Raw genomic sequence first — 14,043 nt, forward strand, 5'->3', positions numbered from 1 at the left:
GCCGTGCAAGTCCTTCCATGTTACCAGGCCGGCCGCAGCAGATAGTGGCTGACGCCCCATTCCCTGCCCTGATCGTGACCGAACAGACCTTCGGTGGCCATATAGAACAGCCGCCAGCGCCGGCGCCAAAGCGCCGCATCCCGCCCGTAGACATCGGCAAGGATCTCGCCGATGCGCTTGTAATTGTCATCGAAGCGCGAAAGCCATTGCTGCGCGGTGCGCGCATAGTGCATGCCGTTCCAACGCCAGTCGCGTTCGATGGCGAAACAGTCCGCAAAGTGACCGATCAGCCCGTGACTCGGCATGATGCCGCCGGTGAAGAAATGCCGTGCGATCCAGTCGGCGTCGTCGCGATGATCGAAGCGGTAGGGACTGTGGCGGTGGCTGAAGACATGGACGAATAGCCTGCCTTCGGGCTCCAGCCAGCTTCGGATACGGGCAAGCAGGTCGCGCCAGTTGGACATATGCTCGAACATCTCGACCGACACGATGCGGTCGAAGCGCTCTCGCGGCTCGAAGCCGTTCATGTCGGCGGTGATGACCTCGACATTGCGCAGCCCGCGCGCCGCCGCTTCCGCTTCGATATGCATGCGCTGCGGCGTCGAATTCGACATCGCCACGATGCGGGCGGCCGGAAAACGCTTAGCCATGTACAGCGTCAGCGAACCCCAGCCGCAGCCAAGTTCGAGAATGGATTGGCCATCGCGAAGGCCGGCATGTTCGACAGTCTGCTCCAGCGCCGCGATCTCGGCCTCGGCCAAGGTCTCGTCCCCATTCGGATAGAGGCAGCAGGAGTATTTCCGATTGGGACCGAGCGTCAGCGCGAAGAATTCGGGCGGAAGTTCGTAGTGCTGCTCGTTTGCGGCTTGCGCGTGCTCGGCGATGGAATAGTCCGCCATGGCACAAGCAAACCGCTTCGCGTCGACCGACCCCGCCTTGGCAAGCCGCCGGCGCGTTTTTCCTACCAGGACGCCGATACCAAAGCGTGTGGCGGTATCGGGAATCGGCGTGCTCTCGACGGCACGGATTGCGGATGAGATCAGGCTCACTGTCATGTCCCTTCCCGGGTTGTTGCCGCCATCGGCACGCCCGGCCAGAACGCGTTTACGCGCTCCTGATAACGGCGGAACTGTACCCCACGCGAGCGCAGCATGTGTGCCTCCAATGGCGGGATGCCGGAGACATGGACCAGCAGCCAGTACATCAATATGGGGCCCGCAAGTGCGGCGAAGCCCCATGGATAGGCCGAGGGGGAGCCTATCGCGAAGGCGATGTATGCCAGCCAGCCCAGCCATTCGAAGAAGTAATTGGGATGCCTGGATAGGCGCCACAGGCCGACATCGCAGACCTTGCCCTTGTTGCGAGGATCGCCTCGAAAAGCATTCAGTTGCCTGTCCGCCAGCGCCTCGCCACCAATCGCCACCACCCAGATCGCAACTCCGATCCAGTCGCCGGGCCCCAGCCCCGGAGCCGGCTTGTGGGCGGCAGCCATGATCGACATTGCAAGCAGGAAAGCCGCGGCCGCCTGGACCTGAAGGAACCAGAACAGCCGGCTTGAGGAACTGGCGCCCCATTGCTGCTTGAGCTGGCGATAGCGCGGATCGTCGCGGCTGTCGCCCATCGTCCTGCCAGCGATGTGAACGCCGAGCCGCAGCGACCAGACCAGCGCCAAAAGCGCGACCAGCCATCGCCTATGATCGTTGTCGCCTTCAACAAATGGGACGAGCGCCAGGAAGGCACCGATGATGCCGACGGCGAAAGACCAGATCGCATCGACCCAGCCGGAGCTGCCAGTCCGTATCGCGACCAGCCAAGCCACCGCCATGGTGGCACAAAGAGCGACCGCCGCTAGAACGATAGCCGAGACGACGCTCATTGCCGGACCTCAGCCGCCGAACAGAGGCTGGATCAGCCTGCCGAAGAAGCCGCTCAGTTTCATCTGCCCTTCGAGCGCGGCAATGCAGATACATTCGCCGTCCTTGTCGACGATCGGCTGATGTTGAACGTCGTCATCGGCCTCGTCGAGATCCCCCGGGCCATAGCGGCCGCGCGCGTCCGAGAAGGCCCCTTTCAGTATGTGGGTGTATTCATAGCCCGCATGCGTGTGCTCCGGCAGCTTGCGGCCGGCCACGACCTTCAGCAGCATGACGTTGGCGCTGTCGTCATCAGGCAGCGTCACGCGGCTCCAGCGCACGCCCGGCCCGATCCAGCGCCATGGCCCGATGCCACAGTCGTCAAGCACCTCAGGCAAGCGGATGCCCACATCGGCGCGCGGAAGCCTCTGAGCCGGCGCGGCCTTGCCGCGACCGGCCTCACCGGTGTCGATTATCGCCATCACATGATCGAGGGCCCCAGCTTCCATGTCCTCCGGCTCGATATCGTGCAGAAGGGAGCCCCCAAGCGCTTCGAATCCGGCAATGCGCTCGGCGCAAACCGTGCAGGCGCCGACATGGACGGCCACGACGATGCGCGGCCCGGATTCGAGCGAGCCGTTGGCATAACGGAAGAGCGTCTCATCACTCGGATGATGCTTGATCATTTGAGGTCGTCCAGGATTTGGCGCAGCCGGCCAAGGGCCAGCCGCACGCGTGATTTGACGGTGCCGAGGGGGATGCCGATCGCGTCGGCGATCTCGGATTGCGTTACCTCGCCAAAGAATGACATTTTCAGGATATCGGCCTGTTCCCGCGGCAGAAGATCGAGCGCCTCCCGCACCCGGTCCTCGCGCTCCACCGCGATGATGGCCTGCTCGCCCGAAACCGGCGCATCAGGCTGATCGGACGGATCAAAGGCTTCGGCAATGACCGCCGGCCGGCTTTCGCGGCGCAGCCGGTCGATGCGCGCGTTGCGGGCGATGGTGAAGATCCAGGTCGACACCCCGGCACGCGCGGGATCGAAATACGATGCCTTTTTCCAGACAAGCAGCATGGTTTCTTGCACGACGTCCTCCGCGGCGGACGGCGTCATCCCCGAACGCTTCAGGAAAGCCTTCAGCCGCGGCGCGTAGAAGCCGAACAGTGCCGCGAATGCCACTCGATCGCGGTTCGCCGCGACTGCCGCCATCAAACGGGTCGCTTCCGGCGCCGACAGGCTCCCCTCGTCGCGTATGGTCACCGCCAATCCGCTCTCCGCGAGATCGAAAGCAAGAAGCGCTTTGTCGGCAATGAAATGATGTCCTGCATTCATAAGCCCTGTTACGCGCGGCAATCCCTTTCGGATCACTGGCCGCGCAGCGATTGCTGCACACGGTGATCCACAGCCCGCACCGCTGCGTAGAAATTAAACCTAGGGGAGGACGTCAGTCCCTTCCATAGCAAATCGGAGGGCACGAATGACGATCGGCGGCTATTTCGAAGCGGACAAGCCGATGGACATCGCCATCGTCGGCAGCGGCATCTCCGGCCTGTCCGCAGCATGGCTGCTTTCAACGCGCCACAAGGTTTCGCTATTCGAGGCGGACCGGCGGCTCGGCGGCCACAGCAATACCGTCGATGTCGGCGGCACACAGGTCGACACCGGTTTCATCGTCTATAACGAAGTAACCTATCCCAACCTGACGGCGCTGTTTTCGCATCTCGGCGTGCGCACTAAGGCGTCGGACATGTCGTTTGCCGTCTCGCTCGACGGCGGACGATTTGAGTATTCGGGAACCGGATTGGGCGGGCTGCTCGCACAGCCGTCCAATGTCGGTAGGCTGCGTTTTTGGCAAATGCTGAAGGAATTGCTGCGCTTCTATCGAGAGGCCCCCCACGACATCGCGCGTATCGGCGAGATCAGCTTGGCCGAATATCTCGATGCCAGGGGCTACGGTGCCGCATTCCGCGAGGATCATCTCTATCCTATGGCGGCAGCCATATGGTCGACTCCGGCGCTTGATGTCGGCAACTATCCAGCGACCGCCTTCATCCGGTTCTGCCAGAACCATGGCCTGCTGAAGCTGGCAGGCCGGCCAACCTGGCGCACAGTCGATGGCGGCAGCCGCAAATATGTCGAGCAACTGGCGAGGAGCGTCGCCGGCCGTTCATATGCCGGGCGCGGCGTGCGCTTGATTTCCAGGCGCGGGGGCGCGGCTTGGCTTACCGACTGCGAAGGCGTCGAGCACCGCTTCGACCACGTCGTTATCGCCACCCATGCCGACCAGGCGCTGCGCATTCTTGACGATCCGAGCCACGACGAGACGCGGCTGCTCGGCAGTTTTGGCTACAGCCGCAACGAGGCGGTGCTGCATGCAGATGCGCGCCTGATGCCGCGGCGTAAGCGCGCCTGGTCGAGTTGGAACTATTTGACACAGGGCCAGGGTGAAACCCGAAAACTGTCTGTTTCGTACTGGATGAACAGGCTTCAATCGTTGCCCGATGACCAGCAGCTCTTCGTCACCCTCAATCCTGTCGTGGAACCGGCGGCCAATACCGTTCTGCATCGCGAGACCTATGAACATCCGGCTTTCGACGCCGCAGCGATGCGCGCGCAGCAAAGGCTGTGGTCGCTGCAGGGCAGTCGAAGAACCTGGTTCTGCGGCTCCTATTTCGGCGCCGGCTTCCACGAGGACGGCCTGCAGGCCGGGCTTGCGGTGGCTGAGGCGCTTGGCGGTGTACGCCGGCCCTGGAGCGTCGCGAATGAGTCAGCGCGCATTCACATCATCGACGCCGTGGCGCGGCGCAACCTCGAGGCGGCGTGATGCCGGAGCTGAAATCGGCCCTCTACGCTGGCAAAGTAATGCACCAGCGGCTGAAGCCGCGGCGGCACCGCCTTTCCTACCGCATTTTCTTCCTTCTGCTCGACCTCGACGAGATCGATGCGATGAGCAAGCGGCTTCGCCTGTTGTCACACAACCGGTTTAATCTGTTTGGCTTCGCTGACGCGGATCACGGCGATGGCTCGGGCGGATCGCTGAAAGCCTATGTCGAAGATATGCTTGAGACGGCAGGGATCGAGACGGATGCGGGCCCAATCCGACTGCTCTCGATGCCGCGCACGCTTGGCTACGCTTTCAATCCGATCAGCATCTATTTCTGCCATAACCGGCAGGGCGACCTCGTCGCGATCCTCTACGAAGTCAACAACACCTTTGGGCAGCGCCACAGCTACCTGATCCCTGTCGGCGAGCGGCACGACGAGACTGTCAGGCAACATTGCGACAAGCGCTTCTACGTTTCGCCTTTCATGGCCATGGGATTGAACTATCGCTTCCGCATCGGCCTCCCCGGCGAAAACGTCGCGATACACATCACTGCCAGCGACGACCAAGGGCCGCTGATGGTGGCAAGCTTCGCCGGCAAGCGGCGGGCGCTGAGCGATGCCAGTCTGCTGCGCGCATTCATCTCGTATCCTCTGCTGACACTCAAGGTGACCGCCGGCATCCATTGGGAGGCGCTGCGGCTCTGGGCAAAGGGCATTCGGCTTCAGGAGCGCCCTGCCCCGCCCGACAACTCCATCACCCGCGTCGCCATGCATGGACGTTTACAGAGAAAGGCCGAGCCTGATGTCATTTGACACTGAGGCAAGGGCAAAGGTCGATCTATGGTGCGGCATTTTCCTCGCTGCCAGGGAACGGACTGTAGAACAAAACAAGACCGGGCTGCCGTCGGAATGAAGGGTAGGACATTGAGTGGCGTTGTTGCCGGATCCGCGGAGGCCAAGGGCCTTCCCACAACACACAATCCACGACCGGTTGGAGTCAGGCCTCATGACCGCATCGAAGCGCCGCTATGACGACGACACCGAAATGTACCGGCTGTTCGAGAACGAACTCTTCGTCACCGTAGTTGGTGACGTCATGGATACGATCGGGCTGCGGCATCAGTTCCTTCCGCCCGTGTTCAAGCCGGTGGACGAGAAGACGCGGCTTTTGCGGCCGGTACCGCCGATCTGCTCAATCGTCAGGTCCTCGGCGGTCAAATTGCCAATCTGATCGTCATCGCTGCCCCACGCACGCTTGGTGAACTTCGCAAGCATTACCACCAGAAACGTTCGGCCGTGCTGGTAGGCGAGATCCCAAAGGATCTTACGAGGCGTTCAGCACAAGAGATAGAAAATGTAGTGCCGCCACCTAGTTAGCCGCGGCCTGCAGCCGGAGCCACGATATTGACGTCAGGTCCAAGCATGACAGTCGCATGGACGAGCAAGTCGCCATGAAGAGAGCCGCCATCGAAATCGCCTTGCACGGTCGGCGTCTATTTGGGCCGCCCAAGCCACTCAAACCGCAGCATAGAACATCGTCAGCTCGTCGCTGCCGATCGCTTAAAAACGATGGTGATCCTGGTCCCTTCAGTGGCGCTGGATTTGACTTCGAATTGCGCTTTGGCGTTCTCGGTCAAGGAGCGCGCGATGAGAGCACCGAGCTTGCCGGGCTTCGGCCATGTCTCGCCCTCCGGCAAACCAACCCCGTCATCGGCGATGGTGATGCGGCATCCGTCGCCATCGACCACGCTGTGAAGCGTTATCGTGCCGCCTTCTCGTCCCTTGAAGCCGTGTTTGAGCGCATTGGTCAGCAATTCGTTCACAACCAGCCCCGTGGGCATCGCAACGTTAATCGACACGGGATAGGTATCCACCTTCATGTCCAGGCGTATGCCTTCCACCGCATGCGAAGCCATTACCGCCGATGCTATCTGGCTGAGATAGATACCAAGATCGACCTCATCCTTCTGCTCGTCGTTCGACAGCGCCTGGTAGAGTATCGCAAGAGCGTCGACGCGGCCGGCCAACCTCTCGAACCGTTTCTGGTCGGGCTCCGCCGCATTGCGGGTCTCCAGCCGGATGAGTGCGGTGATCATCTGGAGATTGTTTTTTACCCTGTGCTGCAGTTCCCGCAGCAATGTATCCTTTTCCCGGACACGCTCCTCTACCGAGGGCGCCTCCTCGCCGTGAGAGGATACGTCCACCAAGGCGACCAGCCGGAAACAAGTCTTGCCATCATCGTCCACAATCAAATTTGAGTAGGCGTCAACGACTGCCGGTCCCCCGACGCCGCGCTCCAGCCGGAAAGTGCCGACGAAATCCGTTTCATTGATAACGCTCTCGGCCAGCGCCCTGTCCTTCTGCTCACGGATCCCAGTCCCGGACAGCGCTGCCCAGTTTTTTCGCGCCAGGCTGGCGGCCTTCAGGCCGGAGAGTTTTTCGAATTCCGGATTGGCATAAACGACGCGCTCCGTTTCGATCAGGTCCGAAACGGCGATCGCAATAGGCACCTGATCGAGAAATTTCTTGAACTGTTCGCTCTCCAGCGCGGTCGCGAGTTCGGGCGTATCGAGCAGTTGCTCGACCGCCTCGGGCTTCCCTGTATCCGATATCATTTTACGCCTACGCTGTAAGGAAAGGTCATCAGTATCAGCGATGGAGCATATAGGCCACCACCGAAGCGGAACGCCACCTTGCTGAGGTCAGTAGGCGGGGACAAGCCTCGTGTCGCGTAGCGGCAAGGCCATTGCGAACCGCAGACCGTCAGGATGATAGTTCAACTCAACCTTGGCTTGGCACTGCACGGCGACGACTTTCTCCAGCAACGTCGTACCGAAGCCGCGCCGTCTTGGTTGCTCGACCTTCGGCCCGCCCTTTTCAAGCCAATCCAGATTGAGCATTCGCTCTCCTTCCGAATTGCTCACCGACCACCGGACTTCGAGACGCCCTGTGGGGCGGGACAACGCGCCATATTTCGATGAGTTGGACGCGAGTTCATGAAACGCCATCCCGATCGGGATCGCGATATCGGCGACCAGCGCGACGTTCGGCCCTTCGAGCACTACGCGCGACTTGTCGGTCGTATCGTAGTGGCGCAGTTCCGACTCCAGCAGCTTGTGCAAGGAAGCCATCTGCCAATAGTCATCGGTGAGCATCGAATGCGTGTCGGCGAGCGAGACGATCCTGGCAGAGAAATCGCGCACGAAATCATCCACGCTACCACTCGATTTGGCGGTTGCCCCCATCATCGCCCGGACATTTGCGAGCGTGTTTTTGACGCGGTGATGGAGTTCCCTGATCAGCAGCTTTTGCCGGTCGGCGACCTCTTGCTTCTGTTCGATATATGACTTGACCTCGAGTTGACGGGCGCGGGCTCGCAAAGCCGAGCGCACCGAATTTGCAAGACTCGACGCCAGGAAAGGCCTCTCGAGAACGATCAGATAGCGGTCCAGAAAGGCGAGTCGCTTGTCGATCTCCGTTCCTCGCATCGTCAGTAACACGATCGGAAAATCCGACCACGTCGGTTGATGATTGAGCCACGATGCAAACTGATTTCGATTGGAACTGATCAAGGCTTCTTCTGTAACCAAAAGGCAGTGAGCTTGGTCCAACAGCGGAACTGCTTCGTCGAGCGTGGCGCAGATGTGGGACTTGATGTCGTTCTCCGTGAGGATTGCAGACGCGACCTTCGCGTCGCGCCCGACCGGCGCCAGCACGAGCACACTGCGGTCTGAAGGCATCACGATGACTTGTCTTGCAGCAGGTTGCCTTGCTTACCCTCGTAGGTGGGCACGCCAGTCAGTATCCCTCGGAACTCCTCTAGTGGTTCGCCGACGGCCAGGCCGGTCGCGCTTATCTTGAATTCGCGAATGGTGTCCTCATGCGGCCCGACGCGTTTTTTGACCACGGAAATAGCTCGTCTCAGACGGCCGCCGCTTTCGAAGAAACGCAGCAGCATTACGGAATCGCAGAGATAGGTCATGTCGACGGGGGCTGACATTTGACCGATCAGCCCATGATTGGCCAACAGCAGGATCGTCACAACGCCCTTTTGATTAAGGTAAGTCAGGATCTCGTGCATCTGCAGCACAAGATGCTGCTCCTCCGACATGGCATTGAGATACCCGGTCAGGCTGTCGATGACGACGATCCTTGCACTTGAGCGCTCCACAGCCGACTGGATGCGCGAAGACAATTCACCAGGCGACAACTCTGCCGGATCCACCTGTTCCAGCAGCAAACTTCCATTGACGGCGAATGGCCCCAGATCCATGCCGAGGCCAGACGCGCGTGCCAGGAAAATCCGCTTGGTTTCATCGAACAGAAGCACCAGCACATGTTCGCCGCGCTTGAGAGCAGCATGGCAATAGCTGCATGCAATGGTCGACTTGCCGACACCAGAAGGTCCCATCAGGAGAGTGCTGGTGCCGCGGTCCAGCCCGCCACCCACGAGTGTGTCGACAGATCCATTACCGGTTGCCGGCGTTCCATGCTCGGCCATCTCATGTTCGGAGGCAACCAAGCGCGGAAACACCATCACGCCGCCCGGTCTAATGACGAAGTCGTGGAAGCCGCCGCGAATTTGAACGCCGCGCATCTTGATGATGCGCAGCCGCCGCCGCTCTCCGCCATAGATCGGTGAAAGCTGTTCCATCCGGATGACGCCATGACTGATCGAATGCAGGTTTAGATCGTCATGTTCAGCGGTGAGATCGTCGAGCAGAAGCACCGTTGCATTGTTGAGCAGGAAAAAGCTTTTCAAAGCCAGGACCTGCCGCCGATAGCGTAACGAGCCCTGCGACAAGAGGCGAATTTCCGACAGGGAATCGAACACCACGCGATCCGGCTTCATGCGCTCGATCTCGGCGAGCGCGGACTGCACGGTCTCACCGAGTTCAAGATCGGACGAATGAACCAGAGTCTGTAACTGCGATGGGTCGAGGCTCAACTCCGGTGGCACCAGCTCGAGGATTTCGATGCCGTCAAGAGAAAATCCATGCCGTTCCGCGACTGAGTGCAGTTCACGCTTGCTCTCGGACAGCGTTATATAGAGGCATTTCTCGCCATCCGACGCGCCTTTGATCAGAAACTGCAGCCCAAGTGTGGTCTTACCTGAACCAGGCCTGCCCTCTACAAGATGTGAACGGAATTTAGCGTATCCGCCTCGCAGGACATAGTCGAGGCCTTCCACGCCAGATGATATTGGTGAAGCGTCGTCTTGATCCACGTTGCCCCGCTTGCTTTTCGTGAACACTTCAACGGATAGAATTTTCAATGGTTCCCACTTGAAGAAGTGAGGCTCTCACGGCCATTCCAACGACGTCGTGTCGTCGGGGCTGTCGCGAAGCGCCGCCGCAGATTTCTGCCGTCCTGACCGCAGTGATGGCTGAGGGAACCTCGTACTCGCGACGCCGTTGTGCCTCACCAATGAGGTCCGGCGCTTGAGCGAACCAGTCCCAGATATCGAGCGCCGGCCCTTCGGGCGTTCTCCGCAAGGCAAGAACAGGCTCATCGTGGGGATGCTCGTTGCATGCCTCGTTCTCGGCTTCGGAGTGCTCGCCGAGGAGGTCCTGGAAGGCGATACGACCAAATTTGATCTGGCGATCATGTCGACCCTGCGTGGGGCCGATCAGGCCTACCCGATCGGTCCGCCATGGCTTCAGGAAGCGGCCAGAGATGTGACCTCGATCGGCAGCGTGGTGTTTCTTGGCTTCGTGTTGATGGCAGGGGTTGCCTATCTGCTTCTTGTCCACAAGCGGGCTCTGGCCATTTGGATGGCAGTGGCGGTGGCCGGCGGGGAACTGCTCGGCACGATCCTCAAGCTAAGCTTCAACCGCCCCAGGCCGGAGATTCCTCATGTCACGCGGGTGTTCACTGCAAGTTTCCCGAGTGGCCATGCTATGCTTTCGGCGATCACGTTTCTGACCGTGGGCGCCCTTCTTTCACACGCAAATCAGGATTTCCGCCTCAAAGTGTATTTCATGGCCCTCGCCGTCTTTCTGACGCTGGCCGTTGGCGTAAGCAGGGTCTATCTCGCGGTCCACTATCCGACGGATGTCTTGGCCGGATGGTGCATTGGTTCTGGCTGGGCGATCCTGTGTTGGATGGTCGCTTATGGTTTCAGGAATGGCCGGAGCGGAGACTGAAGACTTGAAGGTTGTGGCGCTCATCAACAAAAGTGCCGGCGCCGTGGCGCGCAAGGGCGACATCGAGAGAACCGTGCGGGATGGGTTCGCCGAACGTGGCGTCGAGGCCGATGTGCGACTGGTGGAAGGGCGTGAGATCGGAGAGCTCTCTCAGCGCTTCGTTGCCGAAAACAAGTCGAGGTCCGGCCATGGATCGATATTGGTGGTGGGCGGTGGCGACGGCACTCTCGGCAGCGCGGCCTCGGCGCTGGCGGGGACGGATGTGGTGCTTGGCGTCCTTCCGCTCGGCACATTGAACCACTTTGCCAAGGATTTGGGTGTGCCGCTCGACCTGACGGCGGCGATCGATACAATCGCGACCGGCAAGCCTGTCACGGTCGATGTCGCCGAGGTCAACGGCCGAGTCTTTCTCAACAATTCATCGATTGGGATCTATCCGTTCTTTGTTGCAAAGCGTTCAACCGAACAGCGCCGCCGCGGGTTCGGCAAGCTTGCCGCCATCGGACCCGCCCTGATGAGAACGTTGAGATCCGCCTCGTGGCAGGCTGTCCACGTCGCTGCCCAAGGCACCCGCGAGAGGCTGCGGACGCCTTGCGTGTTCGTCGGCAACAATTTCTACGACATCGCCGATCTTGGCCATCGCCGCAGCCTCTCCTCAAAGGAACTCTGCGTTTACGTCGTCAAGCAGCAGTCGTGGTTTGGGCTGGCATTGCTTCCGTTCAAAATCGCGTTCGGCATGATCGACGCGACCCGAGATCTTGAAATTTATCGCGCCAACTCGCTGCAAATCACATCGCATCGCCACGCCATGCTGGTTTCTCTGGACGGCGAAGCCGTCAGCATGGACACGCCCCTGAATTTTCAGGTTCGGCCGGCGGCCCTGAAAGTCATCGCACCAGCCAGAACGAACAAAACCGGCGACCGTAGCTGAAAGCGGAGAACTTCAGTGAGAACCCTGGTCCATCTTTCGGATTTGCACTTCGGAAAGACAGAGAGCCAGCTTGTGGACGCGATCACGGCAGAGGTTCTTGCAGTCGACTCTGATCTGCTCGTCGTTTCGGGGGATCTTACGCAGCGCGCCCGGAAAGACGAATTCCTGCAGGCGCGCGCCTTTCTCGATTCCCTCCCTGGCCCCCGCATCGTAGTGCCAGGCAATCACGACGTGCCGCTCTGGAATGTCTTCGCGCGTGCGGTGACGCCTCTGTCGCGTTACAGGCGCTACATCGAGGCGGACACGGACCCGTTCTACGCCGATAGCGAAGTCGCTGTGGTCGGGATAAACACAGCACGATCCCTGACGATCAAGGACGGCAGGATCAACGTCCGTCAACTCGAGGCGGCGACGGAAAAATTCGCACATATGTCCGATGACGTTACCCGGATAGTGGTCACGCATCATCCTTTCGAAGGGCTAGACCTGGAAAACGACGACGGCATCGTGGGCCGCGCCGATCTGGCAATGGATGCCTTCTCGCGCAACGGCGTAGATGTCATATTGTCTGGGCACCAGCATCTTCACCGCGCTGGTTCGAGCGCACGGCGCTACCTCATCGACGGCTATGCGGCGCTGCTTGTTCAAGCGGGGACGGCGGTTTCTTCGCGGGTACGACAAGCTGCAAATTCGTTTAACATCATTCGCATCGAGCACCCGAGGATCTCTATCGAATGTCGGGCATGGCAGTCTTTGCAGTCCGGGTTCGAAACCTCAGCCAGTTATTCCTTTCGGCAAGGTTCAGGCGGATGGGAACCCGCTTGAATTGCGTTGGGAGAGAGCGTCTACATTTCCAGAATCTGCCGACGTACGGCTAAAGCTGAGATTCGATGGGGAGGTGCCTGACCAGGGCGGCCAGGATGCGGCGGAACCATGCTGCCTCGGGTTCGCGCGTATAGGTTTGCAGTCTGCCTTCATCGCTGCCATGCCAGCGAAGAACCTCGTTCTTCAATTCGAGCCGGTAGCTCGCTTCCGGCGCTATCTCCGATTTGAACCTATGCTGCAGTTCCGCGACCAGATTTTCGTCTTCAAAAAGCACTCCCATTTCCGAATTCAGGGATACGGACCGAGGATCGAAGTTAAAAGATCCGACGAAACCGATCCTGTTGTCGACGCTGAACGCTTTGGTGTGCAGGCTGGCGCCCTTGGATCCAAATACGGAAATCTTGGGCTGCCGGCTAAAGGGTTGGAGCTCGAAAAGCTGCACGCCCATTCTCAGCAAGCGCTTGCGATAGTTGGCGTATGCCCCGTGGACCGCGGCGACATCGGTCGCGGCCAAGGAGTTGGTCAACACAGCGACCTGCACCCCGTCGTCGACGAGGTCGCCGAGGATTTTTGATCCCTTCTTGCCGGGGATAAAATACGGGGACACGATTTCCACACGCTTGCGCGCCGACTGAATGATTGGGAGCAACTCCTTCATCAGCCAACCGCGCGGTCTCCAGCCTCGGACCTTTTCCGGAGGGTCGGAGATCACGCGCACGCGCTCGACCCAATGTACGTTGCTGCTCGCCGATATGAACTCGGCGATGGAGCCCTTGTCCCTGACCCCGCTCAGAAGCGTCGACTCGGTTTTCTCCTCTCTTCCCTCGAAATAGGGGGTATGCGAGCCTGGAGCGGCTGCACCGAGTTCAGCTATTGGCTTCGCGTCCTGGCATACCCAGAAAGTTTGGAAGATCTGTGCGGTTTGCTGGACGGCGGGACCGAGAAGCAGCATGTCGAGGTCACGGAAATTCGTCTCCGCCGCGTCAAAATATGCATCGCCGACATTGCGCCCACCGACAATTGCGATGTTGTTGTCGGCAATCCACGCCTTGTTGTGCATCCGCCTTGTCAATGCAAAAAGCCGCAAGAGGACTTCCGCGCCGCGCATGAGGCCGCGCGCTCTGATGCCGCTCGGGTTGAACAATTTGAGTTCGATGTTTGGATGGTTGCTCAGCGCCAAATAGGCGGCATCGCTCTTGCGCGGATTGACGTCGTCGAGCAGCATTCTGACCCGTACGCCTCGCTGGGCCGCCCGGACAACTTCCTGCAAAAGCAAGCGCCCCGTGTGGTCGTCATGCCAGAGATAGTACATGAGATCGAGAGTGCGAGCCGCGCCCCTTGCCGCCAAAACACGCGCGGCGAACGCATCGTAATTGTCAGAAATCAGCAGCAGGCCGCTCTTACCTGCTTTGATTTTATCGGCCGATGTTTGCGTAATCGAGACGTCCATGAATTGACCGG

The 14,043-nt window shown here is 60.0% G+C and carries 15 protein-coding genes; 7 read left to right on the top strand and 8 right to left on the bottom strand.

The window, feature by feature from the left end:
* Positions 1 to 20 precede the first annotated feature (20 nt).
* The 4 genes from ACLGL5_RS31490 to ACLGL5_RS31505 are packed head-to-tail and all read right to left on the bottom strand — an operon-like array spanning position 21 to position 3,186.
* Positions 21 to 1,049 carry an SAM-dependent methyltransferase gene (locus tag ACLGL5_RS31490; protein WP_069093496.1) on the bottom strand — a complete coding sequence of 343 codons (1,029 nt, stop codon included), beginning with the start codon at positions 1,047 to 1,049 and terminating at the stop codon, positions 21 to 23.
* Positions 1,050 to 1,051: 2 nt separating this feature from the next.
* Entirely contained in the window at positions 1,052 to 1,876 is an 825-nt protein-coding gene (locus ACLGL5_RS31495; RefSeq protein WP_019859906.1) for a DUF1295 domain-containing protein, read from the bottom strand.
* A gap of 9 nt (positions 1,877 to 1,885) precedes the next feature.
* Positions 1,886 to 2,539 (bottom strand): ChrR family anti-sigma-E factor, encoded by a 654-nt coding sequence (locus ACLGL5_RS31500; RefSeq protein ID WP_019859907.1) that lies wholly within the window; start codon positions 2,537 to 2,539, stop codon positions 1,886 to 1,888.
* On the bottom strand, positions 2,536 to 3,186 hold the full coding sequence (locus ACLGL5_RS31505) for a sigma-70 family RNA polymerase sigma factor (RefSeq protein ID WP_120145501.1): 651 nt from the start codon (positions 3,184 to 3,186) through the stop codon (positions 2,536 to 2,538). Before ACLGL5_RS31505 ends, ACLGL5_RS31500 begins: the two co-directional genes overlap by 4 nt.
* A 145-nt stretch (positions 3,187 to 3,331) precedes the next feature.
* On the opposite strand from ACLGL5_RS31505, the gene ACLGL5_RS31510 reads away from it, so the two are divergent.
* The 4 genes from ACLGL5_RS31510 (at position 3,332) to ACLGL5_RS31525 (ending at position 6,057) form a co-directional block, all read left to right on the top strand.
* Positions 3,332 to 4,678, top strand: coding sequence for an NAD(P)/FAD-dependent oxidoreductase (locus ACLGL5_RS31510; protein ID WP_019859911.1), 1,347 nt, complete (start codon positions 3,332 to 3,334; stop codon positions 4,676 to 4,678).
* A complete protein-coding gene (locus ACLGL5_RS31515; RefSeq protein ID WP_083246848.1) occupies positions 4,675 to 5,493 on the top strand; it encodes a DUF1365 domain-containing protein in 819 nt (272 codons plus the stop codon). Before ACLGL5_RS31510 ends, ACLGL5_RS31515 begins: the two co-directional genes overlap by 4 nt.
* A 193-nt stretch (positions 5,494 to 5,686) precedes the next feature.
* Positions 5,687 to 5,911 (top strand): hypothetical protein, encoded by a 225-nt coding sequence (locus ACLGL5_RS31520; protein WP_019859913.1) that lies wholly within the window; start codon positions 5,687 to 5,689, stop codon positions 5,909 to 5,911.
* The gene (locus ACLGL5_RS31525; protein WP_080643791.1) at positions 5,869 to 6,057 is read left to right on the top strand and encodes a baeRF12 domain-containing protein; all 189 of its coding nucleotides are present in this window, start codon (positions 5,869 to 5,871) and stop codon (positions 6,055 to 6,057) included. Before ACLGL5_RS31520 ends, ACLGL5_RS31525 begins: the two co-directional genes overlap by 43 nt.
* 161 nt (positions 6,058 to 6,218) lie before the next feature.
* On the opposite strand, the gene ACLGL5_RS31530 is transcribed toward ACLGL5_RS31525, so the two are convergent.
* From ACLGL5_RS31530 to ACLGL5_RS31540, 3 genes are all read right to left on the bottom strand, one after another.
* On the bottom strand, positions 6,219 to 7,295 hold the full coding sequence (locus tag ACLGL5_RS31530) for a histidine kinase dimerization/phosphoacceptor domain -containing protein (RefSeq protein WP_069092827.1): 1,077 nt from the start codon (positions 7,293 to 7,295) through the stop codon (positions 6,219 to 6,221).
* A gap of 87 nt (positions 7,296 to 7,382) precedes the next feature.
* Positions 7,383 to 8,423, bottom strand: a complete 1,041-nt coding sequence (locus ACLGL5_RS31535; protein ID WP_081295962.1) for a sensor histidine kinase — start codon at positions 8,421 to 8,423, stop codon at positions 7,383 to 7,385.
* The gene (locus ACLGL5_RS31540) at positions 8,420 to 9,907 is read right to left on the bottom strand and encodes an ATPase domain-containing protein (protein WP_032921249.1); all 1,488 of its coding nucleotides are present in this window, start codon (positions 9,905 to 9,907) and stop codon (positions 8,420 to 8,422) included. Before ACLGL5_RS31540 ends, ACLGL5_RS31535 begins: the two co-directional genes overlap by 4 nt.
* 214 nt (positions 9,908 to 10,121) lie before the next feature.
* Here ACLGL5_RS31540 and ACLGL5_RS31545 point away from each other — a divergent pair, with 214 nt between their 5' ends.
* Genes ACLGL5_RS31545 through ACLGL5_RS31555 form a run of 3 tightly spaced genes read left to right on the top strand, consistent with a single transcriptional unit; the run spans position 10,122 to position 12,582 of the window.
* Positions 10,122 to 10,826 carry a phosphatase PAP2 family protein gene (locus ACLGL5_RS31545; RefSeq protein WP_240565270.1) on the top strand — a complete coding sequence of 235 codons (705 nt, stop codon included), beginning with the start codon at positions 10,122 to 10,124 and terminating at the stop codon, positions 10,824 to 10,826.
* Positions 10,827 to 10,839: 13 nt separating this feature from the next.
* A complete protein-coding gene (locus ACLGL5_RS31550) occupies positions 10,840 to 11,757 on the top strand; it encodes a diacylglycerol/lipid kinase family protein (protein WP_245307273.1) in 918 nt (305 codons plus the stop codon).
* A 15-nt stretch (positions 11,758 to 11,772) separates the two neighbouring features.
* Positions 11,773 to 12,582, top strand: a complete 810-nt coding sequence (locus ACLGL5_RS31555; RefSeq protein ID WP_038648749.1) for a metallophosphoesterase family protein — start codon at positions 11,773 to 11,775, stop codon at positions 12,580 to 12,582.
* Between the two features lie 49 nt (positions 12,583 to 12,631).
* Here the strand turns inward: ACLGL5_RS31555 and ACLGL5_RS31560 are convergent, their stop codons facing one another.
* A complete protein-coding gene (locus ACLGL5_RS31560; protein WP_038648751.1) occupies positions 12,632 to 14,032 on the bottom strand; it encodes a phospholipase D family protein in 1,401 nt (466 codons plus the stop codon).
* Positions 14,033 to 14,043 lie beyond the last annotated feature (11 nt).

Source organism: Mesorhizobium sp. U510, from assembly GCF_059180695.1.